The sequence below is a fragment of the Kribbella sp. NBC_00482 genome (genome assembly GCF_036013725.1).
In the GTDB taxonomy this organism is placed as follows: Bacteria; Actinomycetota; Actinomycetes; order Propionibacteriales; family Kribbellaceae; genus Kribbella.
Map to the genome: position 1 here is coordinate 4903765 of NZ_CP107881.1, position 21801 is coordinate 4925565.

Here is a 21801-nt window from a genome sequence, read left to right on the forward strand (position 1 = left end):
AGAACGAGACGCAGATCACTTCCTGGCCATACTCTGAGACATGAGTATCCAGGGGGAATCAGAAGGGATGCCGCCGGAGTCGCCGTTGCTGCGGCGGATCCGGGCGTCGGTGATCGGCGATGACCAGGTGATGCCCGGGCCGTACGGTCCGCGCCGCGTCACGTACGCCGACTACACCGCCTCCGGGCGCGCCCTGACCTTCCTGGAGGACTTCATCCGCGAGGAGGTTCTCCCGCGGTACGCGAACACTCACACCGAGTCGAGCGGGACCGGTCTGCAGACGACCCGGCTGCGCGAGGACGCCCGGCGCATCATCCACCACAGCGTCGGCGGCGACGACGAGACCGCGCTGATCTTCTGCGGCTCCGGCGCGACCGGGGCGATCGACAAGCTGATCGGGATCATGGGCCTGCGGATTCCGGCCGAGCTCGACGACAAGTACCACCTGATCGACCAGATTCCGCCGGAGGAGAGGCCGGTCGTCTTCATCGGCCCGTACGAGCACCACTCGAACGAGCTGCCCTGGCGCGAGTCGATCGCCGACGTCGTGGTGATCTCTCAGGACACGGACGGTCATATCGACATCGACCAGCTCGAGGCGAGACTGCGCGAGTACGTCGACCGCCCGCTGAAGATCGGCTCGTTCTCGGCGGCGAGCAACGTCACCGGCATCGTCAGCAACACGCGGCGCGTCTCCGCCCTCCTGCATCGGTACGGCGCGCTGTCGTTCTGGGACTGCGCCGCGGCCGCGCCGTACGTCGAGATCGAGATGTACGGCGGACGCGACCAGGACCCGTTGTCGTACAAGGACGCGATCTTCCTCAGCCCACACAAGTTGATCGGCGGCCCGGGGACGCCCGGCATACTCGTCGCGCGCCGCGAACTGCTCCGCAACCGGGTGCCCGACGTACCGGGTGGGGGCACCGTCGCGTATGTGAACCCGCTCGAGCATCGGTACCTGGACGACCCGGTGCACCGCGAGGAGGGCGGGACGCCGGCGATCATCGGGTCGATCCGCGCCGGGCTGGCGTTCCAGCTGAAGCAGGCGGTCGGAATCGACGTGATCCGCGCGCACGAGGACGCGTACCTGCGGCGCGCGGTCGAGGCGTGGAAGGCGGAGCCGAACCTGCAGATCCTCGGCAACCTGGACGCCGAGCGGTTGTCGATCGTGTCGTTCGTGGTCAAGGCGCCGTCGGGGCGGTATCTGCACCACAACTTCGTGGTCGCGTTGCTGAACGACCTGTTCGGCATCCAGTCCCGCGGCGGCTGTTCGTGTGCCGGCCCGTACGGTCACACCCTGCTCGGGATCGACCTCGACCGGTCGCACGAGTTCGAGGAGGAGATCCTGCACGGTTGCGAGGGGATCAAGCCGGGCTGGGTGCGGGTCAACTTCAACTACTTCATCTCGGACGCCGTCTTCACGTACGTCGTCGAGGCCGTCAAACTCGTTGCCCGCGAGGGGTGGCGGCTGCTCGGTGACTACCGCTTCGACCCGGCCAATGGCCTGTGGCGGCACCACCGCGGCCCGGTCGAGCCGCCGATGCGGCTCTCGCAGGTCGGGTACGACGCCGACGGCAAGCTCAGGTATCCGCGCCACGACCACACGGCTCCCGAGTCCGCCCTCGACGACTACCTCGCCGAGGCCCGCGACCTGCTCTCCACCTGTCAGCAGGACCGCACCGACCCCGAGGGCCACGTCAACACCGACTTCGACCACCTCCGCTGGTTCGAACTCCCGTCGCGTTGCCTCACCCGCGACTAGCGTGCTCCGGCGGTGCGGAGGGTTTTGGCTATCTCGTTGTGGCCGTGGGACTTGGCGTGTTGGAGGGGGGTGACGCCGTCGGCGTCGGGGAGGTTGGGGTTGGCGCCGGCGTCGATGAGGATCTTGACGATGTCCTGCCACTGCTGTGTGCCCTTGCCGAGGATGATCGCCTCGAGCAGGGCCGTCCAGCCGAGGTTGTTGACGTGGTTGACGTTGATCTTCGTCTTGACGACCCGTCTGACGTAGTCGACGTGGCCGCGCTCGCTCGCCGGGATGACCGAGACGCCGCCAAAGCGGTTTCGCAGGGTCAGGTCCGGGTTCGCGGGCAGGAGTGTTTCCAGCATCGTCACGCTCCCGGTGACACCGGTGACCAGCCACGCGGAGTCCTGCCGGTCGTCCTGGGCGTCGGGATCGGCACCGAGTGCGACGAGCAGCCTGGCCGCTTCGACCCTGTCGTTGAGTGCGGCCAGCAGTAGCGCCGTACGGCGGTGGTCGTCGCGGGACTCGATCGGTGCACCGGCAGCGAGCGCCGCCGCGACCTTGTTTGCGTCGCCGGTGGACGCAGCGTCCAGCAGCGCGTCGGCCTTCGCCTGGGTGTCGAGTGCGGCGCTGACCGCTGTCTGGCCGCGGTCCTTCGCTGCCTGCACCGGTGTGGCGCCGTCGTTGACGGCTGGCTTGGTGCGGTCGGCGCCGCCGGCGATCAGGAGCCGGACGGTGTCGACGTAGGCCGGCGTGCCCTTGCCCAAGATGACTGCCTCGTGCAGGGCGGTCCAGCCGAGGTTGTTGACGTGATTGACCGCCACGCCGGCCTTGATCAGCCGGCCGACCACGGCGGCGTGACCGCGCTCGGCCGCCCGGATCAGCGCCGTACCGTCGTAGCTGTCGAGACTGCGGACGTCGGCGCCGTGAGCGAGCGTCAGGTCGAGGAGCTCGAGGTAGCCCTCGCTCGCGGCGATCAGGAACGCGCTCTGGACGGAGTCGTCGACCGCGTTGACGTTCGCGCCCGCAGTGATCAGGCGCTTGGCCTCAGCCACGTCGTTCTTCCAGGCGGCGGCGATCAGCTGACTGTCGACGGTGGACGGCACAGCGGCACTCCTAGAGGGCGAACTAGTAGGTGATGCAGCAGGCGCGCTGCTGGTCTCAGTGGAACACGCGGTGGTCACCGCCATCAGCAGGATGGCGACCACGGCGATCGGACGGCCCTTCATCGGCGCGGGTTGAGGGTGATGACCTGGTACGGCGGGACCGCGGTCGCCTCGTCGAACTTGCTGTCGACCACCAGCAGCCGTCCCTGGGCGAGCTTCGCGGTTGTCAGCACCCGGTCCGGGTCGGTCGGCGTCGCGGACACCAGGCGCGCGGTCCGGCCGTCGGCCGACAGCCGCAGCGTGCTCAGCACCTTGGAGAAGTTGCGCACGACCCAGAGGCTGTTGCCCTGCTGGACGAGACCGTCAGCGTTCACAAGGTCCGCGCCGGCGGTGTCGATCGCGGTGGCCCTCGCCGTCCGCAGGTCGAACCGCCACAGCTTGCCGACGTTGCCCTGGGCCACGACCAGCGCCCTGCGGTCCGGTGACAGCACGATCCCGCCGAGGTTGAAGCCGGTCGCCGTTTCGATGGTCCCGGTCGCGTCGGCCCAGGTCGTGACGGTCCACCGGCCGTGCTGCTCGGCGACCCGGAAGATCTGCGGAGCGTTCGAGTTCGTGAAGTACGCCGCGCCGTCCGGCCCGATCACGAGGTCGTTCAGGAACGCGTTCGGTACGCCGGTCCGCAGCGCGGCGAGCAGCTGCCCGTCGCGGTCGTAGACCCACAGGTCCGGCGCGCCCGGGTGGTCGATCCCGTTCGGCCCGCCGGCGACGTACACCCGGCCCTGGGAGTCGACGTTCACGCCGCGCGCCGTCCAGCGGCCGTCGGTGCCGTCGCCTTTCAGCCACTCGACGGCCTCGCCGGAGCGGAGCTGACCGCGGTGGATCTCGCCGCCGGTGGTCTCGGACACGTAGTAGTTCCTGGTACGCGCGTCGTACCCGATGCCCTCGAACTTCGACCCGCCGGCGTCACCGGGCAGCTCGTACGTGGTCGGCCGGGCGGCGAAGGCCGTCGATGCACCGGCGCCGAGCAGCGTGGCGGACAGCGCGAGGGTGGCGGACAGCGAACGGACGGACATCTGGACCCCTAAACGGTCGGTGGATTTCGAGCTGCCTCCAGCCTCCGTCCGCCGGGCTCTCCGTACGACGGGTGTTCGGCCACCAATCGATAGCCGAACGGATGATTCGGAACCGGGTCTGCGCGGCCTACGATCAACTGAACATGTCTACTGCACACACCCCGTCGATCCTGAGTCACGCGACCCGGCTGGTGACCGCACTGCACGCGGCACTGGTGGTTCTCGTGCTGGCGTCGGCGATCCGGTACCTCACCGGTCACGGGTTCGACGACCGTGGACCGTGGGTGCTGGTCGGGGCAGTGGTGCTGCTGGCGACGTACGCCGCCTACCGGGTGCTACCCAGCCGGGTCTGGCTGGCGTTGCTGGTCCTGGTGTGGTGTGTGCTTGTGTTTCTGGCGCCGTCGTTCGCCTGGTGCGCGGTGCCGCTGTCTTTCGTTGCCCTGCGCATCCTGTCGTTCCGGCCGGCCTGTCTGGTCGTTGCGGGCATGGTGGTGGTCACCGTGGTGCAGTGGACCCGGATGACCGACCGGCTGGATCCGACGATCGTGCTGGGCCCGGTCTGCGTCGCAGTACTTGCCGTGGGCGCCTACCGGGCGCTGGAGCGGGACGCACTGGCTAGACAGGCCCTGCTGGACGAGCTGCACGCAGCCCAAGGTGATCTGGCCGACGCGCAGCACCAGGCAGGCGTCATAGCCGAGCGGGCGCGGCTGTCCCGCGAGATCCACGACAGCGTGGCCCAGGGCCTGTCGAGCATCAACCTGCTGCTCCAGGCGGCAGAACGCGAGTGGGACGACAGACCGGCCTCCGCACGCGAGCACGCAGCCCAGGCCGCAGCCACAGCACGCGACGGGCTGGACGAGGCCAGGAGAGTGGTCCGCGACCTGGCACCGGCCGAGCTCGTTACTGGTCTACCGGACGCACTCCGCAAGACCTGTGAGCGTTTGGCTGCCCACACCGACCTCAACGTCCGCGTGCAGGTGCACGGCACGCCGGTCACGCTCGACTCGGAGGTGGAGACAGCACTGCTCCGCACAGCCCGTGGAGCACTCGCCAATGTCCTCGAGCACGCGCACGCGAAAGCGGCCGTAGTGACGCTCACGTACCACCCGGACGCGGTCGTTCTCGACGTTGTGGATAACGGCCGGGGCCTTCCGCGATCTCATGTCAAGATCGATTCCGACCGCGGCCACGGACTGGCCGGAATCCGGGAACGACTGAGACAACTGGGAGGAACGCTGGTGCTGGAGAGCGAACCGGGGGACGGTACGGCGCTGGCCGCATCGATACCACTACCAACGATGGCGCCACCAACGATGGCGGAACGCCGATGATCAGGGTTGCCCTGGTCGACGATCACCCCGTGGTGCGCGCGGGAGTCCGGGCGCTGCTCGAAGGCCAGGAAGACCTGGCCGTCGTCGGCGAGGCCTCGGATGCGCACAGCGCGGAACAGCTCGTCGCAGCCCTGCACCCGGACGTCGTACTGATGGATCTCAACCTCGGCGCAGGCGCCGGTGGGGCCGAGGTCACCGCGCGCCTACGTGCCCTGGCCGAGCCGCCGTACGTGCTGGTGCTGACGACGTACGACACCGAGGCCGACATCATGAGCGCGATCGACGCGGGGGCCTCCGGCTACCTGCTGAAGGACGCGCCGCCGGAGGACCTCTTCCGCGCGATCCGCGGGACCGCCCGCGGCGAAACAGTGCTCGCTCCGGCCGTCGCCGCACGACTGGTACGGCGCTCCGGCCCGACGCTGACCGAGCGCGAGGTGGAGATCCTCGGCCTGCTCGCCACCGGCAAGATCAACCGCGAGATGGCCAAGAAGCTCTATGTCAGTGAGGCGACGATCAAGTCCCACTTGGCGCACATCTACACGAAGCTGGAGGTGGACAACAGAGCAGCGGCCGTGGCACGCGCGATCGAACAGCGCATCATCCGCCCAGTCAGCTGAGTAAGGTCTGACTGTGAGCAGCTCGGAGGACGACGCGTCCGGCGGCGAGAGCCTCCTGACAGTGCTGGTCGCGCTCGCCGCGAACCTGTTGATCGCGCTCGCCAAGACGGTGGTCGCGGTGATCACCGGGTCCGCCTCGATGACGGCGGAGGCGGCGCATTCCTGGGCCGACACCGGCAACGAGGTGTTCCTGCTGGTGGGGGAGCGGCGGGCGCGGAAGCCGGCCGATCAGTCGCATCCGCTCGGGTACGGGCGGGTCGGGTACATCTGGTCGATGTTCGCCGCGTTCGGGCTGTTCACGGTCGGCGCCGCGGTCTCGGTGTGGCACGGCATCCAGTCGCTGCAGAACGGTGAGGCGGAGAGCACGTCGTACGGCTGGGCGTACGCCGTGCTCGGGGTCTCGTTCGTGCTCGAGGGGATCTCGTTCACGCAGGCGCTGCGGCAGACCAAGGCCGGCGCGCTGGAGCGGATGCTGCGCCCGTGGCGGTACGTCCGGCTGACGTCGAACCCGGTGCTCCGGGCGGTGTTCGTCGAGGACCTGTCCGCGCTGATCGGCATCCTGATCGCGACGCTCGCGATCCTGATGCATCAACTGACCGGCAACGCGGTCTGGGACGCGATCGGCTCGATCGTGGTCGGGATCCTGCTCGGCTGTGTCGCGCTGTTCCTGATCAGCCGGAACATGGACTTCCTGACCGGCGAGGCGGTCACGCCGCTGGCCCGGAACCGGGTGCTCCGCGCGCTGCTCGCGCACCAGGACATCGAGCGGATCAGCTTCCTGCACATGGAGTGGGTCGGCGCCGACCGGATCTTCCTGGTCGCCGCGGTCGACGTCGTCGGCAACGACGTCGAGTCCGAGGTCGCCGCCCGCCTCTACGCGATCGAGGACGCGCTGAACGCCCGCCCGGAGATCCAGCAGTCGATCCTCACCCTCTCCCGTCCTGGCGACGCAACCAGTCTCCAGCCCGGCAAGCTGCCCTCTTGGTACGTCGAGCGACCGATCTAGGGCACGTTTGCGAGGAAGCGTTCGCGGTCGACTACGACGCGTTCGAGCTCGCCGTCGGCGATCAGTTGGCCGGCCGAGTTGGTGGCGCGGACCTGGAAGCGCAGGTGCCGACCGTCCACCTCAGGTCCGTCCGCGGCGATGTCCACGGTGTCGCCGACCCGGGTCGGCAGCCGGTGGCGGATGCGAACCGACGTACCGACGGAGGTCTGGCCGGGGCCGAGCGCGCTCAGGGCGAGCTGGGCGGTCGTGTACTCCAGCCAGGTGATCAGGCGGGGAGTCGCGAGGACCTCGACGTCGCCGCTGCCCACGGCGAGTGCGGTGTCGGCGGCGGTCACCTCGTGGCGCACGGCAGGTCCTCTCTGAGCCGTGTACGCTCCCGACCGTGGAGCCCGTACACGTTGCGGTTTCGGCGTTGGCTGCATTGTTGCCGATCATGAACCCGATCGGCGCGTTGGCCACCTTCGCAGGCCTGACGGACGGCGTCGAGCGCGCCGCGATGAAACGCCAGGCGGTGATGACCGGCGTCTACGTCCTGGCGATCCTGACCGTCTTCGCGCTGCTCGGCACGCTCGTGCTGGAAGGGCTGGGCATCGGTTTGCCCGCGCTGCAGATCGCCGGCGGTCTGGTGGTCGCGCACTCCGGCTTCGGAATGATCGTGGCCCGGCAGACTCTGACCGAGGACGAGAAGACGCACGGTGCGGCCAAGCCGGACGTGTCGTTCTCGCCGATGGCACTGCCGTTGATCGCCGGACCGGGCGCGATCGGCGTGGTGATCGCCCTGACCGCGCGGCACCCCGGGATCACCAACCGGCTGAGTGTGATCGTCGCGTCGGTGGTGATGGCTGCTCTCGTCGCGGCCCTACTGCGGTTCGGTACGCCGCTCGTCGACAAGCTCGGCCCGACGGGCCTGGGCGCCCTCAGCCGCGTCATCGGATTCCTGACGCTGGCGATCGGCGTCGAGCTGATAACCCACGGCGTACTCGCGGCGAAATAGCGAGCCCATCGCGTCCTCCATTGAGTGACGCGATGGGCTCCACCCCACCTTTACTTGGTGCCCTTGGAAGGCTTGGTGCCCTTGGAAGGCGAGACCGGAGGGAGTTTCCAGGTCTTGCTCTTTGCGAGGGCCGAGAGGTCCTCGACCGAGAGGAGCGGCTTGGGGCGGGTGTGCTGCTTGCCCTTCTCGGCCGGGGCGTTGTAGCTGGTCAGGTTGATGTTGCGGCCGTCGCGACGGAACAGGACCACGTAGTTGCTGACGACGCCGTACTCCGCCTGGCGGCTGTCGGTGTACTCAGGCGACTCCTTGGAGACGTAGAGGACCGACCCGTCAGGCAGGGTGCTGCACCCCGTGCGCTTGGGCACGCACGGGTTCCCCTCGCCCCCGCCGGAGAGCAGTACATCGACCCGGGCGGCGCCGTGGCCGTCATTGACGACGTACGCCGCACCGGCGAAGTCGCCACCGCCCCACGTCTCAGGGCTGGAGAGGGTCCGGCCAGGCGCCGCAACCAGCGACCTCAACGTCGCCAGCGTCTGCTTCGGGTTCGCCCCAGCAGGCTTGGCAGTCGGAGTGGCCGTGGCCGAGGGCTTGGCGATCGGCACCGGAGAACCGGCGACGGCCGCGTCCGGGGAGCCGGCCAGGTGAATCCCGCCGGCAATCAGCCCTGCGGTGGCCAGCACGGCCCCAGCACCGGACGCCGTGGCGATCGCCGTACGCCGACGCCGCAGCCGCAACCCCTGCACAACGGAGCGTTCCAGCAGGTCAGGTGTGACGGGCTCCAGGTTCTCGGTGGCCCGGTGCATCAAATCGGTGAGTTGGTTGTTCATGGTTCTCCTCAGCGTCAGAGCGCGATCAACTGGTCGGCACCGTCACCGAGAACCGCCCGCAGACGGTCCAGGGCGCGGGCGGTGCGAGTGGTGATCGCACTGGTCTTCTTGCCAAGATCGAGCGCCACCTGCTCGACGCTGCGATCTTCGAAGAACCGCAGCACCAGCACGGCCCGATCCAACGGCGCCAGCTCCGCCAAAGCGCTCTGCAGAGCCATCCGCAACTCCGGATCCCCAACCCGCTCAGCACTCTCCGGCAGCTCCGCAGTAGGCCGCTCAGACCAACTACGACGCCGCCGCTGCGAGATAAACGTCCGAACCAACGCAGTCCGCGCATAAGCAGCAGGACTGTCGATCCGCGTCCATACCTTCAGCAGATTCGCCAACGTCTCCTGCACCAGGTCCTCAGCATGATGCCGATCCCCAGCCAGCAACCAAGCAGTCCGGTAAAGCCGCGGTATCTGCACCCGCGCAAACTCCTCGAAGTCCTCAGTCGTACCCATCCACACCTCCTGTAGCTGCCTCTGCCACAAGAGACGCACTGAGGAGGCGCTCAGATCACACCCAACTCAAAACACTTTAGAAAGAACCCAAACCGAGAACGCCAAGAACCCCACCACAAACGTCACCAGTACAACGACCCCATACCCGAACCACGCGCTCCCACTCAACTTCACGAGTAGATCCTCCCACGAGGCGTGTCACCCACAGACGAACTGGACCACCGAAGCCGAGCGAAGCGAAGGCGCAGGGGGTGCGGGTGGCGGAGCCCCCGCCGGCGGCAAGCGGAGCGCAGCCGCACAAATGACGAAGCCGACCAAGTCCGCGCAATTCGCGGACATGGCCGGCCATCGGGTGAGTGACGGGACTTGAACCCGCGACCACCTGGACCACAACCAGGTGCTCTACCAGCTGAGCTACACCCACCATTGCCGTCCGAATCGCGACGGCTGAGCAATCATAGCGACGAACTGTCAGGACCAGAAATCGAGGGTGGATCAGCAGGTCAGGCGCCGGTTGTGCTGTCCTCGGTGGGTGCTGCGACGAGGCTGGCGGCGGCCCGGGCGGTGGAGGAGTCGGGGCCCGGCTGGGGCACGAAGACGGTCTCCCGGTAGTACCGCAGTTCGGAGATGCTTTCGGTGATGTCGGCGAGGGCACGGTGGTTGCCGGTCTTGGCCGGCGTCGCGTAGTACACGCGCGGGTACCAGCGCCGTACCAGCTCCTTGATGGAGCTGACGTCGACGTTGCGGTAGTGCAGGTGTGATTCGACGAGGGGCATGTCGCGGACGAGGAAGGTCCGGTCGGTGCCGACGGAGTTGCCGGCGAGGGCGGCCTTGCGCGGCTCTTTGACGTACGACGTGATGAAGTCGAGCACCTGCTCCTCGGCGTCGGCGAGCGGGATGCCGCTGGCGAGCTCTTCGAGCAGCCCGGACGCGGTGTGCATGTCGCGGACGAAGTCACCCATCTGGTCGAGCGCGGCCGGTGGCGGCGCGATCACCAGGTCGATCCCGTCGCCGAGCACGTTCAGTTCGTAGTCGGTGACCAGAACCGCAACCTCGATCAAGGCGTCGTTCGCCAGGTCGAGGCCGGTCATCTCGCAGTCGATCCACACCAGCCGGTCGTTCATGGGCACCCACCTTACGGTGACCTGCCGACAGTGCGGCGACGGCGTGCCCTGTCAGCGCGGCGCGTGCCCCAGGTGGACGCTGCGGACGGACAGTACGGCGAGGTCGGAACGCCGCCCGAGGTAGTGCGGTCCGTCCGGGTCCAGCAGTTGCTGCCAGGCGTCGAGATCCTCCGGCGTCAGCCACTCCTCGTCAGAAACCACGTGCCCGTGACCGTGTCCATGACCGTGGCCATGATCGGATCCGGTGAGCCGTTCGATGCGCGTCCGGAACGCGCGTACGACGCCGTCCAGCCGCTCCGGCGGCAACGGCGGCGGCGTCTCGGTCAGCACGCTCCGCGTGGTCGCCGCAGTGAGCCCGGCTCGCGTCAGCGCCTCGGTCCACCCGTACGGCATCGGCACAGACCCCGTCAGCGAGTCCCGCATCACCTTGAACCACCGGTCCTGCGCCAGGTCGAGCCGTAGCTCCAGCCCGGGCTCGCCGACTCCTAGGTCCCACGGCAGGTGCCGTGCGGGCAGCCCGCCCTCGGCGAGCGCCAGCCGACCACCGGGCGCGAGCAGCGAGGCCAGCGCGTCCACAGCGGCCTGCTGGTCGGCAGCGTGGTGTACGGAGGCCGATGCCCAGATCAGATCGGCCGGTGCGTCGATTGCCCGCCGCAACGGTTCCGCCCCGTCGTCCATCGACGCCAGTTCACACCGTACGAGGCCCGCGGTGTGCTCCCGTGCCTGCTCCAGTACGTCGGGATCCGCGTCGATCGCCACCACCGTCGTACCGGGCAACGCCTCAGCAAGCGCCTTGGCCATCCCGCCACCGCCGCAGCCGATGTCCGCGACGACCTTGTCGCCGTCGCGCACCAGACTGCGAGCCACTGCCGCGTTCCAGTCGGTCTCGCCCTCGGCCGACGCGCGCAGCCGCCCGGCCTCTCCAGCCCAATCGATCTCGATCATGACGACAGTCTCGTCCCCGGCACCGGCACAGCCCACCTCATGTTGCCGGTCCGGCAAATGGCATTACCGTTGCGCGAGTGATCGCCACGGACCGCCTGACGCTGCTGCCGCTCGAGGTCGAGTACGCCGAACCGATGGCGGAAGTGCTGTCCGACCCCGCCCTCTATACCTTCACAGGCGGCGAACCGCCGTCCGTAGCGGCTCTGGACGCACGCTACCGCCGCCAACTGGCCGGTCTGGGGCGTCCGAACGAGCAGTGGCTCAACTGGGTGATCAAGTACGACGACACACTGATCGGCTACGTCCAGGCGACCGTCATCGACGGTACGGCGGAGATCGCGTGGGTGGTCGGCACCGCATGGCAGGGCCGCGGTTTCGCGAAGGAGGCAGCCCAGGGACTGGTCACCTGGCTGCGGGCTCAGAGAGTCGGCCGGATCATCGCGCACGTACATCCGGACCACACCGCATCGGCCGCTGTGGCAGCCGCGATAGGTCTCGCCCGCACCGACGTACTGGAAGACGGCGAGTACCTGTGGAACACGGCAGACCCGGCGTGAACCGGGTCTGCCGTTTACAGCATCAGACCGGGCGGACGTTCTCCGCCTGCAGGCCCTTCGGGCCCTGCGCGATCTCGAACTCAACCCGCTGGTTCTCGTCCAGGGAGCGGAAGCCCTGCGTCTGGATCGCCGAGTAGTGCACGAATACGTCGGCGCCGCCGTCCTCCTGGGAGATGAAGCCGAAGCCCTTCTCGCCGTTGAACCACTTCACTGTTCCCAAAGCCATGATTTTCTCCTGATACGACAAAACGCCCGGCGGATCACAAATCCGCGGGCGCTTCGACACGAACGTGGAACTGCAAAACTGCTATCGAGCCAAAACCCTAGCACGCTGGATGAGCCGTCAGCCACCCCTCGCCACGCCGTGAGTCGTACTCGTCCGGGGTACCCGGCCATCGACGGCCACGTCACCCGGGCAACTTGCTAGGGCCGCACGTACGTCGCCAACGATGCCGCGCCGGTCTGGACGACCGAGGCGAGCTGGAAGTGGACGGGCGCATCGGACGGACCGAACAGCTTCTCGCCGCTGCCGACGATCGACGGGAACGTCATCAGCCGGTACTCGTCGACCAGATCGGCTGCCTGCAACGCCCGGATCACACTGAGGCTGCCGGTCACCGCAACGGTCCGCGACTCGGTCCGCACATAGTCCGTCAGCGAGCCCTCCAGCAGGGTCGAGTTGGGGAAGACCGACAGGTCGGTCAGCGAGTGTGACGCGACCACCTTGGCCATCTTGTTCATCCGGGTCGAGAAGTCGTCGGTGCGGTTCGGCCAGAGCCGGCTGAACAGCTCCCAGGTGGTCCGGCCGAGCAGCAGTACGCCGGTGTCCATCAGTTCGCCGAGCCGGAACTTGTCCCCGCCGATGGTTTCGGGGCCGTGGCGGAACGCCCAGCCGCCGGCTGAAGTGCCGCCGGAGCCGTCCGGGTCGGTGACGATGCCGTCGAGGCTGACGAATCCGGTGACGATGACGTGGCCCATGGTTCCTGCTCCCTGTGTCGAGTGATTCACACAGGTACGTACCGCCGGGCAGGCCCCGACTCATCGCTGCGCACCGAACTTTTTGGCGAGCGCTTGCCGCGATGTGTGATCTTGACCGCATTCAGCCTCCAGCCTACTGTATGCCGTATACAAGCCTCCCGGAAGGCAGGGACCCTTATGAGAGTTGCGGTTCTCGGCGCCGGTGCGATCGGTGCGTACGTCGGCGCGGCACTCCACCGTGGTGGGACAGAGGTCCACCTGGTCGCCCGCGGCGCGCATCTGGAAGCGATCCGGTCGGACGGCGTCACGGTGCTCAGCCCACGCGGTGACTTCACGGCCCGGACGCCGGCCACTGACGACCCGGTCGCGATCGGCCCGGTCGACTACGTCTTTCTCGGCCTCAAAGCGAACTCGTACGCGAACGCCGGCCCGCTCCTCGAGCCCCTGCTGCACGACCGCACAGTCGTTGTCGCCGCGCAGAACGGCATCCCCTGGTGGTACTTCCACGGTCTGAAAGGCCCGTACGAGGGCCGCCGGATCGAAACGGTCGACCCCGGCGGCGCCGTCACCCAGGTGCTCGACCTCGACCGCGCGATCGGCTGCGTCGTGTACTGCTCGACCGAGCTCGAAGGTCCAGGCGTCGTACGGCACCTGGAAGGCACCCGCTTCTCGATCGGCGAACCCGGCGGCGGGCAGTCGGAGCGGTGCACGGCCTTCAGTACGGCGATGATCGCCGGCGGACTGAAGTGCCCGGTCGAGAACGACATCCGCAACGACATCTGGATCAAGCTGCTCGGGAACGCGGCGTTCAACCCGATCAGCGCGCTCGCCCGGGCGACGATGGTGGAGATCGCGACGCATCAGGGCACCCGGCAGATGGTCCGGATGATGATGGAGGAGTCGCTGGAGATCGCCGCCGCGCTCGGCTGTCACCCGGAGATCTCCGTGGACAAGCGGCTCGACGGCGCCGAACGCGTCGGCGAGCACAAGACCTCGATGCTGCAGGACCTGGAGAAGGACAAGCCGCTCGAACTCGACGTCATCCTCGCCGCGGTCGTCGAACTCGCCGACCTCACCGGGGTCAAAGCCCCCACCCTCCGCGCGGTCCACGCCGTCGCCGACCTACTGGCGAGCAAGGTCGGCGTCTGAGCCAGGTGGGTCCGGCCACAGCGACGTCGGACCCACCTGTACCCCAAGTCGTACAAGTGAGGTTCCAGCTCGTTCGGCTCGCCGTACGAGCGGCGTGTTGACGCAAACATGTCTAAACTCCTGCACCACGGGAGGTGCCGGGTGGAAGGAACCTTGGGGAGGCGGCGGCGAGGTCCGTCGATGGCTGATGTGGCGCGACTGGCGGGGGTGTCCGGACAGACCGTGTCCCGCGTCGCGAACGGCCGGCAGAACGTGGACGAGGTCACCCGGGCCCGGGTCAAGGACGCGATGCGCCAACTCGGCTACCGCCCCAACGGCGCCGCACGCGCCTTGCGCAGCGGCGAGTTCCGCAGCATCGGCGTGATCGTCTTCGAGCTCTCCACCTTCGGTACGACGCGGACGCTCGACGCGATCGCCACAGCCGCCACCGCACGCGGGTACTCGGTGAACCTGATGCCGGTGCTCGCCGTCAGCCGCCAGGCCGTGGCGGACGCGTTCACCAGGCTGGGGGAGCAGGCCGTGGACGGCGTCATCATGATGATCGAGGCGCAGGTGCTCGACGAGGTGCAACTGCCCGTCGGCCTGCCGGTCGTAGTCGTACATGCGGGAGTCCACTACGACCACCCGGTGGTCGACACCGATCAGATGCAGGGTGCCCGGCTGGCGACTCAGCATCTGCTCGGACTGGGGCACAAGACGGTGTGGCACCTCGGTGGGCCGCCGTCGTCGTTCGCCGCCGACCAGCGCCGCCGGTCGTGGGAGCACACGCTCCGCGATCACGGTTGCGACGTACCGCCGCTGCTCATCGGCGACTGGTCCTCGGCGGCCGGGTACGACGCGGGTTGCCGGCTCGCCGCGGAGGACGCCGTGACCGCGATCTTCGCCGCCAACGACCAGATGGCTCTCGGCCTGCTCCGCGCCCTGCACGAGCACGGCCGGACGGTGCCGGACGACGTGAGCGTGGTCGGCTTCGACGACATGGAAGAGGCGGCCCAGTTCTGGCCGCCTCTCACCACAGTCCGTCAGACCTTCGCCGACATCGGCCGCCGCAGCGTGGACACCCTCCTCGCCGAGATCCACGCCACCAAACACCACGCCCCGCAAGCCGTCCCCACCGAACTGATCATCCGAAGCAGCACCGCCCCACCGAGCTCCCGCTGATCCCAATCACTTGCCCCAGCTGTCTTCCTACTGAGGTGTGGGCGATCGGCAGCTCGACAGGACGTGTCAGATGGCTGGGTAGTGCACCTGAGCGTGAACGCGTCCGCGCGTACAGCGTCTCACCGGTGCACTACCTGTCGAGCTGCAGATCACACGCCCGCCCGCCAGCCTGCAACACACCACCCACACATCCGGCAGGAGAGCCGGATATCCCCTGGTGTTGTGGGTTCTCCCCTCGCATACCAACAGAGAAGGCACAACACCGCCGGATATCCCCTCGTGCGCGGGGCCTCGTCCACGCGGTGCGTGCGGTGGTGTCGTGGGGACTGGAGACAGGGGCTGGTGGGCGGAGGTAGGAAATGTCGGGTCAGGCTGGCTGGTGGGTGGGGGAGAGGGCGGTGCGTAGTAGGTCCGCGGTTTCGGTGGGGGTTTTGCCCACGCGTACGCCGGCTGCTTCGAGGGCTTCTTGTTTTGCGGCCGCGGTGCCGGACGAGCCGGAGACGATCGCGCCGGCGTGGCCCATCGTCTTGCCCTCCGGCGCGGTGAACCCGGCGACGTACCCGACGACCGGCTTGGTCACGTTCTCCTTGATGAACGCGGCCGCTCGCTCCTCGGCGTCACCGCCGATCTCACCGATCATCACGATCGCGTCGGTGTCCGGGTCGTCCTGGAACGCCCGCAGCGCGTCGATGTGCGTGGTCCCGATGATCGGGTCGCCGCCGATCCCGATCGCAGTCGAGAACCCGAAGTCCCGCAGCTCGTACATCATCTGGTAGGTCAGCGTGCCCGACTTCGACACCAGACCGATCCGGCCGGGTCCCGCGATATCGGCCGGGATGATCCCCGCGTTGGCGCGCCCCGGGCTGATGATCCCCGGGCAGTTCGGCCCGATGACGCGCGTCTCGTTCGCCTGTGCGTGCGCGAAGAAGGCCGCGGTGTCGTGGACCGGAACGCCCTCGGTGATCACCACCACCAGCGGGATCCCCGCGTCGACGGCCTCGACGATGGCCCCACGCGTGAACCGTGGCGGCACGAACACCACCGACACGTCCGCGTCCGCCGCCTTCACCGCGTCCGCGCACGACCCGTACACCGGGATCGAGCGCCGCGCGAAGTCCACCGACTGCCCACCCTTGCCGGGCGTCACGCCGCCGACCACATTGGTGCCGGCGGCAAGCATCCGGCTGGTGTGCTTCTGCCCCTCGGACCCGGTCATGCCCTGCACGACGACCCGGCTCTTCTCGGTCAGGAATACAGCCATCTCGAACAGTCCCTTCTAGGCGGCGAGCTCGGCGGCGCGGGCGGCCGCGCCGTCCATGGTGTCGACCACGGTCACCAGCGGATGGTTGGCCTTGGCAAGGATCTTGCGGCCTTCCTCGACGTTGTTGCCGTCGAGCCGGACGACGAGTGGCTTGTCCGCTTGGTCGCCTAGCAGTGCTAGCGCCTGCACGATGCCGTTCGAGACCGCGTCGCACGCGGTGATCCCGCCGAACACGTTCACGAAGACGCTGCGTACCTGCGGGTCGGACAGGATGATCCCGAGCCCGTTCGCCATCACCTCGGCCGAGGCGCCGCCGCCGATGTCGAGGAAGTTGGCCGGTTTCACGCCGTACGGTGAACCCGCGTACGCGACCACGTCGAGTGTCGACATCACCAGGCCCGCGCCGTTGCCGATGATGCCGACCGAGCCGTCCAGCTTCACGTAGTTCAGGCCCTTGGCGTGCGCCTCGGCCTCGAGCGGGTCGGCAGCCGCCTTGTCGTCGAAGCCGCCGTGATCCGGGTGCCGGTACGCCGCGTTGTCGTCGAGCGTGATCTTGCCGTCGAGCGCCTCCAGCGACCCGTCGCCGAGCTTCACCAGCGGATTCACCTCGACCAGCGACGCGTCCTCCGCGATGAACACGTCCCACAACCGCTGCACCACCGTGGATGCCTCGGCCGGGAACCCGGCGGCCGCCACGATCTCCGCGGCCTTCGCCTCGTCGACGCCGGTCGCCGGGTCGATCGGCACTTTCGCGATCGCGTCCGGGTTGGTGTGCGCGACCTCCTCGATCTCCACACCGCCTTCGGTGCTGGCGATACACAGGTACTCGCGGTTCGCCCGATCGACCAGGAACGAGAAGTAGTACTCCTCGGCGATGTCCGCGGCCGGCGCCAGCAACACCCGCTGCACGGTGTGACCCTTGATGTCCATCCCGAGGATCTCGGCCGCCTTCGCCTGCGCCTCGTCCGGGGTAGCGGCCAGCTTCACGCCGCCGGCCTTGCCGCGCCCACCGGTCTTCACCTGCGCCTTCACCACCACGCGCCCGCCGAGCTCACGCGCCGCCTCCGCGGCGTCGGCCGCGTCCTCGATCACCCGCCCCAGCGTCACCGGAACGCCGTGCCGAGCAAACAGCTCCTTGGCTTGGTACTCCATGAGGTCCACGTCGCCTCCTTACGAGGGTGTCTTGGAGCTCTGCGCCTACTGCGCGGCGCTCGGCGGGCACATCGCCGCGTTGGAGGACGAGGCACGGAGAAACCCACTCCGAGCCTCGCCCTCCGCCTTGCGCTGCACTCCGCCGAGCACCTGCTCGCTACGGCGCAGAGCTCCAAGACACCCTCTAGATGTGTAGTGACGACTGTATGCGGTATGCAATCTCGTCACAAGAGTGACGCCCCAGGTCTGGACAAGCTCCGTCGTGGAGGAGTACCACAGACTTCATACGGTATGCAGTAGTCAGGAGGCGCTATGAATCACGTGACGCCCCGGGACGTACGTGACGTCTACGGCCGGCGGTACCGGATCGGCGAGGACGCCTGGGAGTTGACCGGTCACTCGCGCCGCTGGCAGCTCTGGGCGGCCTGGGCCTGCATGGTCGCGATCAGTCCGTTGCAGTACTCGTTCGGCACCGCAGCCCTCGGCCTGAGCTCGGACCGCGGCTGGGGTGCGGCCCAAACCTTGTGGCTGCTTGCAGTCTTCGTCGCCTGCCAAGCCCTCGTCGCGATCCCCGCCGCCTGGGCCCATCGCGTACGGCGGGCAACGCCAACACAGCTGGTCGTGGGAGGCGGCGTACTCGCGGCCATCGGCCTCGTCACGCTCGCCCACGTCAACAGCTACGCGGCAGTCCTCGTCGGCTACTCGCTCCTCGGCGGCACCGGGGCGGGCCTCGTGTACGCCGCCTGCATCACCACGTCGGCGCGCTGGTTCCCGGAGCGCCGTACCGCGACCATCGGCTTCGTCACGGGCGGATTCGCGGTCGGCGCCGTACCGAGCATCTTCTTGCTGACCAGGACGGATCAATCGATCGTGTTCGACCTGACCGCTCTGGTGGCGGTGCTGGTCGTCCTGGTTGCCGGCGGCCTGCTGAAGGATCCGCCGCGGCACTGGTGGCCCGCGGACATCGACGCGCAGGCGTGGGCGATCGACCGGAAGCTGAACCGCAGCATCCCGCACAACGCGCCCGCGGTCCGGCAGTACCGTCCCGGTGAGGCGATGCGAACCGGCGCGCTGCCGCTGATGTGGTTGCTGTTGGCAATTAGCACCGCACTGTCGCTGCTCGGAATCGGCTTCGTAGTGAGCTACGGCGTGAGCGCCGACCTCAGCTTGACGGTGGCAGCGACGGCTGCCGGAATGCTTGCCGCGGTCAACGGTCTTGGAAGATCGCTGGCAGGTCACCTGTCCGATCGATTCGGTCGCCGCCGGGTGCTGGCCGCCGTACTGATGATCGAAGGTTTCGCCCACGTCGGCCTGGTGGCCGTTGACGTCGGCTGGGCGTTCGTGGTGTGCGCGATGTTCGCGGGCCTGGGCGGCGGTGCGTTCTACGCGATCATGGCGAACCTCGTGCTCGAGTTCTTCGGCGAGAACAGCCTGCTGCAGAACCAGGCGATCCTGTACTCCGCGAAGGCGGTCGGCGGTCTCGTCGGCATCGGTGTCGCCGCGTCCGCGATCGCCGTGGTCGGTTACCGGCCGCTGTTCCTGGGCGCCGGGCTCCTCGGCGTACTGACCGCGCTGAGTGTGCGCCTCCTCAAACAACCCGGTCGGCCGGCGTTGCCCGTGCGGCCCCAACTCGGTACGCCGGTGAGCGGCGAGTGAGCGGCTACGGGAAGGTCCCCCGACCCGATCCGTGCGTGATGGAACTGGTGTCCCGTCTCGCGCGGGAACCGTGGACCGACCGCCCCGCGTGCGTGCACCCTGTTCTGAGTTCGGTTGCGCGCGCGGCCCACGACCACAGCAGCTCAGCCGGCCGGCGGCACCTGCTGCCGCTCGCGCCACGCTTCATCAACACGAGCAGCGTGGGCTTCGAGGCGTCGGCCCGGCTGGTCGCGCTGTGCGTTTCCACGGCGCTCGCGAGCGGCGAGCTGACCGGTGACGAGCGGCGGAGGATGGCGGCAGCCCATCAGACTGCGCTGCACCTGCTCGGCTCCGAGGGCGATCCCGGGGGAGCGGCGCGCTGGTGGTTGCCCGCGCTTGGCCGGCTGGGCTGGAGTGAACCGTTCTACCGCACGTTCGTCGCCACGGAACACGCAGCAGAAGCAGTCGCGGTCACCGCTCGTACTGCGAACGGCAACCGCGACGTACGTCTGCGAAGCCTGCTGAAGCTGTGCCTCGCGACTCAGCCCAAACCTTCGTGTTCGGCGTCCGCCCAGAAATCGTGGTCGTAGTCGTCGTCCGGGATCGTCACCAGTTCGTGCCGACGGGGAGCGCGGACCTGCTGCTCGAGGCGCCGGAGGTCCGCCGTACAGCGCTCCAGATCGTCGAGCAGCCGCAGTACGTCGAGATGCGGGCCGACGCGATTCCTCAACGCCATAAGGGATTTCTCCAGCGCGAGGAGAGCGGTGCGGGTCCGGTCGAGTTCGTCGGAAATCGTCATCACAGCCTCCTGGGTGCGAACTCTGGACAACCGCTACGCCCTGGGATAAGACTAACGACTACACCATACGGTATGCAATCTACATCAAGCCTTACTCAGGCCCTTCCGAGGAGTTGACTGCAGATGGCGCAGACAGTGTCGGAGACCCAACCCGCCGCGGTTGTCGAAGAACCGGAGATGATCTCCGGCGGTCACCTCGTCGCGAAGGCCTTGAAGGCCGAGGGGATCGACGTGATCTTCACGCTCTGTGGCGGTCACATCATCGACATCTACGACGGCTGCGTGGACGAGGGCATCGCGGTCGTCGACGTCCGGCACGAGCAGGTCGCGGCGCACGCCGCCGACGGATATGCACGAGTCACCGGCAAGCCCGGCTGCGCGGTCGTCACCGCCGGCCCCGGTACGACGGACGCGGTCACCGGCGTCGCGAACGCGTTCCGTGCCGAGAGCCCGATGCTGCTGATCGGCGGCCAGGGCGCCCTGAACCAGCACAAGATGGGGTCCCTGCAGGACCTGCCGCACGTCGACATGATGACGCCGATCACCAAGTTCGCCGCGACCGTGCCGCACACCGCGCGGGCCGCGGACATGGTGTCGATGGCGTTCCGCGAGTGCTACAACGGCGCACCCGGCCCGTCGTTCCTGGAGATCCCGCGGGACATCCTGGACAACTCGGTCCCGGTCGAGTCCGCGACCGTCCCCGAGGCCGGTCACTACCGGGCCTCGACGAAGAGCATCGGCGACCCGGCGAGTGTCGAGGCGCTGGCCGACCTGCTGGTGCGGGCCGAGAAGCCCGTCGTACTGCTCGGCAGCCAGGTGTGGACGTCCCGCGGCAGCGATGCGGCGATCGACCTCGTCCGGACGCTCGACATCCCGGCGTTCATGAACGGATCGGCCCGCGGCACGCTGCCGCCCGGCGACCCGCACCACTTCCACCTGTCCCGGCGGTACGGCTTCAACAACGCCGACCTGATCCTCATCGTCGGCACGCCGTTCGATTTCCGGATGGGGTACGGGCGCCGGCTCCCGAAGAGCGCCACCGTCGTACAGATCGACCTCGACTACCGCACCGTCGGCAAGAACCGCGACATCGACCTCGGCCTGGTCGGCGACCCGGGCGCGATCCTGGCGGCCGTCACGCAGGCGTCGTCGGGCCGGTTGCAGAAGACGGATCGCAAGGCCTGGTTCGCGGAGCTGCGCGCCGAGGAGGACGCGGCGTACCAGAAGCGGCTGCCGCGGCAGCTGTCCGACGCGAACCCGATCCACCCGCTGCGGCTCGCCCACGAGATCAACGAGTTCCTCACCGAGGACTCGATCTACATCGGCGACGGCGGCGACATCGTGACGTTCTCCGGTGGCGTCGTACAGCCGAAGTCGCCGGGCCACTGGATGGACCCAGGTCCGCTCGGCACCCTCGGCGTCGGCATCCCGTTCGTGCTCGCGGCGAAGTACGCGCGGCCGGACAAGGAAGTGGTCGCGCTCTTCGGCGACGGCGCGTTCTCGCTGACCGGCTGGGACTTCGAGACGCTGGTCCGCTACAAGCTGCCGTTCGTCGGTGTCGTCGGCAACAACTCGTCGATGAACCAGATCCGCTACGGCCAGGAAGCGAAGTACGGCAAGGACCGCGGCCGGATCGGCAACACCCTCGGCGACGTGAAGTACGACGAGTTCGCCCGGATGCTCGGCGGGTACGGCGAAGAGGTTCGCGACCCGAAGGACATCGGGCCGGCGCTGCTCCGGGCCCGCGAGTCGGGGCTGCCGTCGCTGATCAACGTCTGGGTCGACCCGGACGCCTACGCCCCCGGAACCATGAACCAGACCATGTACAAGTAGGAGGACCGT

Annotated in this window: 23 protein-coding genes and 1 tRNA gene; 11 read left to right on the top strand and 13 right to left on the bottom strand. The window is 68.2% G+C overall.

Features of this window, described 5'->3' with window-relative positions; translation table 11 throughout:
* Positions 1-40: 40 nt before the first annotated feature.
* Positions 41-1762, top strand: coding sequence for an aminotransferase class V-fold PLP-dependent enzyme (locus OHB24_RS24030; RefSeq protein WP_327633080.1), 1722 nt, complete (start codon positions 41-43; stop codon positions 1760-1762).
* Here the strand turns inward: OHB24_RS24030 and OHB24_RS24035 are convergent.
* Positions 1759-2847, bottom strand: coding sequence for an ankyrin repeat domain-containing protein (locus tag OHB24_RS24035; protein WP_327633081.1), 1089 nt, complete (start codon positions 2845-2847; stop codon positions 1759-1761). The genes OHB24_RS24030 and OHB24_RS24035 overlap by 4 nt on opposite strands.
* 119 nt (positions 2848-2966) lie before the next feature.
* On the bottom strand, positions 2967-3920 hold the full coding sequence (locus tag OHB24_RS24040) for an SMP-30/gluconolactonase/LRE family protein (RefSeq protein ID WP_327633082.1): 954 nt from the start codon (positions 3918-3920) through the stop codon (positions 2967-2969).
* A gap of 143 nt (positions 3921-4063) precedes the next feature.
* Between OHB24_RS24040 and OHB24_RS24045 the strand changes: the two genes are divergently transcribed.
* Genes OHB24_RS24045 through OHB24_RS24055 form a run of 3 tightly spaced genes read left to right on the top strand, consistent with a single transcriptional unit; the run spans position 4064 to position 6874 of the window.
* Positions 4064-5251: a sensor histidine kinase gene (locus OHB24_RS24045; RefSeq protein ID WP_327633083.1), complete on the top strand. Its 1188-nt coding sequence runs from the start codon at positions 4064-4066 to the stop codon at positions 5249-5251.
* Positions 5248-5868: a response regulator transcription factor gene (locus OHB24_RS24050; protein WP_327633084.1), complete on the top strand. Its 621-nt coding sequence runs from the start codon at positions 5248-5250 to the stop codon at positions 5866-5868. Before OHB24_RS24045 ends, OHB24_RS24050 begins: the two co-directional genes overlap by 4 nt.
* Positions 5869-5881: 13 nt before the next feature.
* Entirely contained in the window at positions 5882-6874 is a 993-nt protein-coding gene (locus tag OHB24_RS24055; protein WP_327633085.1) for a cation diffusion facilitator family transporter, read from the top strand.
* On the opposite strand, the gene OHB24_RS24060 is transcribed toward OHB24_RS24055, so the two are convergent.
* Positions 6871-7221 carry a thioesterase family protein gene (locus OHB24_RS24060; RefSeq protein WP_327633086.1) on the bottom strand — a complete coding sequence of 117 codons (351 nt, stop codon included), beginning with the start codon at positions 7219-7221 and terminating at the stop codon, positions 6871-6873. The two genes, OHB24_RS24055 and OHB24_RS24060, sit on opposite strands and share 4 nt — an antisense overlap.
* 35 nt (positions 7222-7256) lie before the next feature.
* Between OHB24_RS24060 and OHB24_RS24065 the strand changes: the two genes are divergently transcribed.
* On the top strand, positions 7257-7868 hold the full coding sequence (locus OHB24_RS24065; protein WP_327633087.1) for a MarC family protein: 612 nt from the start codon (positions 7257-7259) through the stop codon (positions 7866-7868).
* A 50-nt stretch (positions 7869-7918) separates the two neighbouring features.
* On the opposite strand, the gene OHB24_RS24070 is transcribed toward OHB24_RS24065, so the two are convergent.
* The 5 genes from OHB24_RS24070 to OHB24_RS24090 all read right to left on the bottom strand — a co-directional run bounded on the left by OHB24_RS24070 (position 7919) and on the right by OHB24_RS24090 (position 11267).
* The gene (locus OHB24_RS24070) at positions 7919-8695 is read right to left on the bottom strand and encodes a hypothetical protein (RefSeq protein WP_327633088.1); all 777 of its coding nucleotides are present in this window, start codon (positions 8693-8695) and stop codon (positions 7919-7921) included.
* Positions 8696-8709: 14 nt separating this feature from the next.
* The gene (locus tag OHB24_RS24075) at positions 8710-9198 is read right to left on the bottom strand and encodes a SigE family RNA polymerase sigma factor (RefSeq protein WP_327633089.1); all 489 of its coding nucleotides are present in this window, start codon (positions 9196-9198) and stop codon (positions 8710-8712) included.
* A gap of 351 nt (positions 9199-9549) precedes the next feature.
* Positions 9550-9622 (bottom strand) — tRNA-His (locus OHB24_RS24080).
* 79 nt (positions 9623-9701) lie between these two features.
* The gene (gene orn / locus OHB24_RS24085; RefSeq protein WP_327633090.1) at positions 9702-10322 is read right to left on the bottom strand and encodes an oligoribonuclease; all 621 of its coding nucleotides are present in this window, start codon (positions 10320-10322) and stop codon (positions 9702-9704) included.
* A gap of 51 nt (positions 10323-10373) precedes the next feature.
* Positions 10374-11267, bottom strand: coding sequence for a class I SAM-dependent methyltransferase (locus tag OHB24_RS24090; protein ID WP_327633091.1), 894 nt, complete (start codon positions 11265-11267; stop codon positions 10374-10376).
* Positions 11268-11344: 77 nt separating this feature from the next.
* Between OHB24_RS24090 and OHB24_RS24095 the strand changes: the two genes are divergently transcribed.
* Positions 11345-11824 carry a GNAT family N-acetyltransferase gene (locus tag OHB24_RS24095; RefSeq protein WP_327633092.1) on the top strand — a complete coding sequence of 160 codons (480 nt, stop codon included), beginning with the start codon at positions 11345-11347 and terminating at the stop codon, positions 11822-11824.
* A gap of 22 nt (positions 11825-11846) precedes the next feature.
* On the opposite strand, the gene OHB24_RS24100 is transcribed toward OHB24_RS24095, so the two are convergent.
* Both OHB24_RS24100 and OHB24_RS24105 read right to left on the bottom strand, forming a co-directional pair.
* Positions 11847-12050, bottom strand: a complete 204-nt coding sequence (locus OHB24_RS24100; RefSeq protein WP_130381366.1) for a cold-shock protein — start codon at positions 12048-12050, stop codon at positions 11847-11849.
* A 197-nt stretch (positions 12051-12247) separates the two neighbouring features.
* Positions 12248-12802 carry a dihydrofolate reductase family protein gene (locus OHB24_RS24105; RefSeq protein WP_327633093.1) on the bottom strand — a complete coding sequence of 185 codons (555 nt, stop codon included), beginning with the start codon at positions 12800-12802 and terminating at the stop codon, positions 12248-12250.
* Positions 12803-12979: 177 nt separating this feature from the next.
* Between OHB24_RS24105 and OHB24_RS24110 the strand changes: the two genes are divergently transcribed.
* Both OHB24_RS24110 and OHB24_RS24115 read left to right on the top strand, forming a co-directional pair.
* The gene (locus OHB24_RS24110; protein ID WP_327633094.1) at positions 12980-13951 is read left to right on the top strand and encodes a 2-dehydropantoate 2-reductase; all 972 of its coding nucleotides are present in this window, start codon (positions 12980-12982) and stop codon (positions 13949-13951) included.
* 180 nt (positions 13952-14131) lie between these two features.
* Positions 14132-15112 (top strand): LacI family DNA-binding transcriptional regulator, encoded by a 981-nt coding sequence (locus OHB24_RS24115; RefSeq protein WP_327633095.1) that lies wholly within the window; start codon positions 14132-14134, stop codon positions 15110-15112.
* 367 nt (positions 15113-15479) lie between these two features.
* On the opposite strand, the gene sucD is transcribed toward OHB24_RS24115, so the two are convergent.
* Positions 15480-16373 carry a succinate--CoA ligase subunit alpha gene (gene sucD / locus OHB24_RS24120; protein ID WP_327633096.1) on the bottom strand — a complete coding sequence of 298 codons (894 nt, stop codon included), beginning with the start codon at positions 16371-16373 and terminating at the stop codon, positions 15480-15482.
* 15 nt (positions 16374-16388) lie between these two features.
* On the bottom strand, positions 16389-17534 hold the full coding sequence (sucC, locus tag OHB24_RS24125) for an ADP-forming succinate--CoA ligase subunit beta (RefSeq protein ID WP_327633097.1): 1146 nt from the start codon (positions 17532-17534) through the stop codon (positions 16389-16391).
* A 303-nt stretch (positions 17535-17837) separates the two neighbouring features.
* Between sucC and OHB24_RS24130 the strand changes: the two genes are divergently transcribed.
* Complete coding sequence (locus OHB24_RS24130) at positions 17838-19181, top strand: MFS transporter (protein WP_327633098.1); 1344 nt, start codon at positions 17838-17840, stop codon at positions 19179-19181.
* Positions 19178-19750: a hypothetical protein gene (locus OHB24_RS24135; protein WP_327633099.1), complete on the top strand. Its 573-nt coding sequence runs from the start codon at positions 19178-19180 to the stop codon at positions 19748-19750. Before OHB24_RS24130 ends, OHB24_RS24135 begins: the two co-directional genes overlap by 4 nt.
* On the opposite strand, the gene OHB24_RS24140 is transcribed toward OHB24_RS24135, so the two are convergent.
* A complete protein-coding gene (locus OHB24_RS24140; protein ID WP_327633100.1) occupies positions 19702-19959 on the bottom strand; it encodes a hypothetical protein in 258 nt (85 codons plus the stop codon). The genes OHB24_RS24135 and OHB24_RS24140 overlap by 49 nt on opposite strands.
* Positions 19960-20082: 123 nt before the next feature.
* Here OHB24_RS24140 and OHB24_RS24145 point away from each other — a divergent pair, with 123 nt between their 5' ends.
* On the top strand, positions 20083-21792 hold the full coding sequence (locus tag OHB24_RS24145) for a thiamine pyrophosphate-binding protein (RefSeq protein ID WP_327633101.1): 1710 nt from the start codon (positions 20083-20085) through the stop codon (positions 21790-21792).
* Positions 21793-21801 lie beyond the last annotated feature (9 nt).

What these genes read in the sequence shown, in the direction of transcription:
- OHB24_RS24030 (WP_327633080.1), top strand. Translation starts at nt 41, where the DNA reads ATGAGTATCCAGGGGGAATCAGAAGGGATGCCGCCGGAGTCGCCGTTG.
- OHB24_RS24040 (WP_327633082.1), bottom strand. Translation starts at nt 3,920, where the DNA reads ATGTCCGTCCGTTCGCTGTCCGCCACCCTCGCGCTGTCCGCCACGCTG.
- OHB24_RS24045 (WP_327633083.1), top strand. Translation starts at nt 4,064, where the DNA reads ATGTCTACTGCACACACCCCGTCGATCCTGAGTCACGCGACCCGGCTG.
- OHB24_RS24050 (WP_327633084.1), top strand. Translation starts at nt 5,248, where the DNA reads ATGATCAGGGTTGCCCTGGTCGACGATCACCCCGTGGTGCGCGCGGGA.
- OHB24_RS24070 (WP_327633088.1), bottom strand. Translation starts at nt 8,695, where the DNA reads ATGAACAACCAACTCACCGATTTGATGCACCGGGCCACCGAGAACCTG.
- OHB24_RS24075 (WP_327633089.1), bottom strand. Translation starts at nt 9,198, where the DNA reads ATGGGTACGACTGAGGACTTCGAGGAGTTTGCGCGGGTGCAGATACCG.
- orn (WP_327633090.1), bottom strand. Translation starts at nt 10,322, where the DNA reads ATGAACGACCGGCTGGTGTGGATCGACTGCGAGATGACCGGCCTCGAC.
- OHB24_RS24090 (WP_327633091.1), bottom strand. Translation starts at nt 11,267, where the DNA reads ATGATCGAGATCGATTGGGCTGGAGAGGCCGGGCGGCTGCGCGCGTCG.
- OHB24_RS24100 (WP_130381366.1), bottom strand. Translation starts at nt 12,050, where the DNA reads ATGGCTTTGGGAACAGTGAAGTGGTTCAACGGCGAGAAGGGCTTCGGC.
- OHB24_RS24105 (WP_327633093.1), bottom strand. Translation starts at nt 12,802, where the DNA reads ATGGGCCACGTCATCGTCACCGGATTCGTCAGCCTCGACGGCATCGTC.
- OHB24_RS24110 (WP_327633094.1), top strand. Translation starts at nt 12,980, where the DNA reads ATGAGAGTTGCGGTTCTCGGCGCCGGTGCGATCGGTGCGTACGTCGGC.
- OHB24_RS24115 (WP_327633095.1), top strand. Translation starts at nt 14,132, where the DNA reads ATGGCTGATGTGGCGCGACTGGCGGGGGTGTCCGGACAGACCGTGTCC.
- sucD (WP_327633096.1), bottom strand. Translation starts at nt 16,373, where the DNA reads ATGGCTGTATTCCTGACCGAGAAGAGCCGGGTCGTCGTGCAGGGCATG.
- OHB24_RS24130 (WP_327633098.1), top strand. Translation starts at nt 17,838, where the DNA reads ATGAATCACGTGACGCCCCGGGACGTACGTGACGTCTACGGCCGGCGG.
- OHB24_RS24140 (WP_327633100.1), bottom strand. Translation starts at nt 19,959, where the DNA reads ATGACGATTTCCGACGAACTCGACCGGACCCGCACCGCTCTCCTCGCG.
- OHB24_RS24145 (WP_327633101.1), top strand. Translation starts at nt 20,083, where the DNA reads ATGGCGCAGACAGTGTCGGAGACCCAACCCGCCGCGGTTGTCGAAGAA.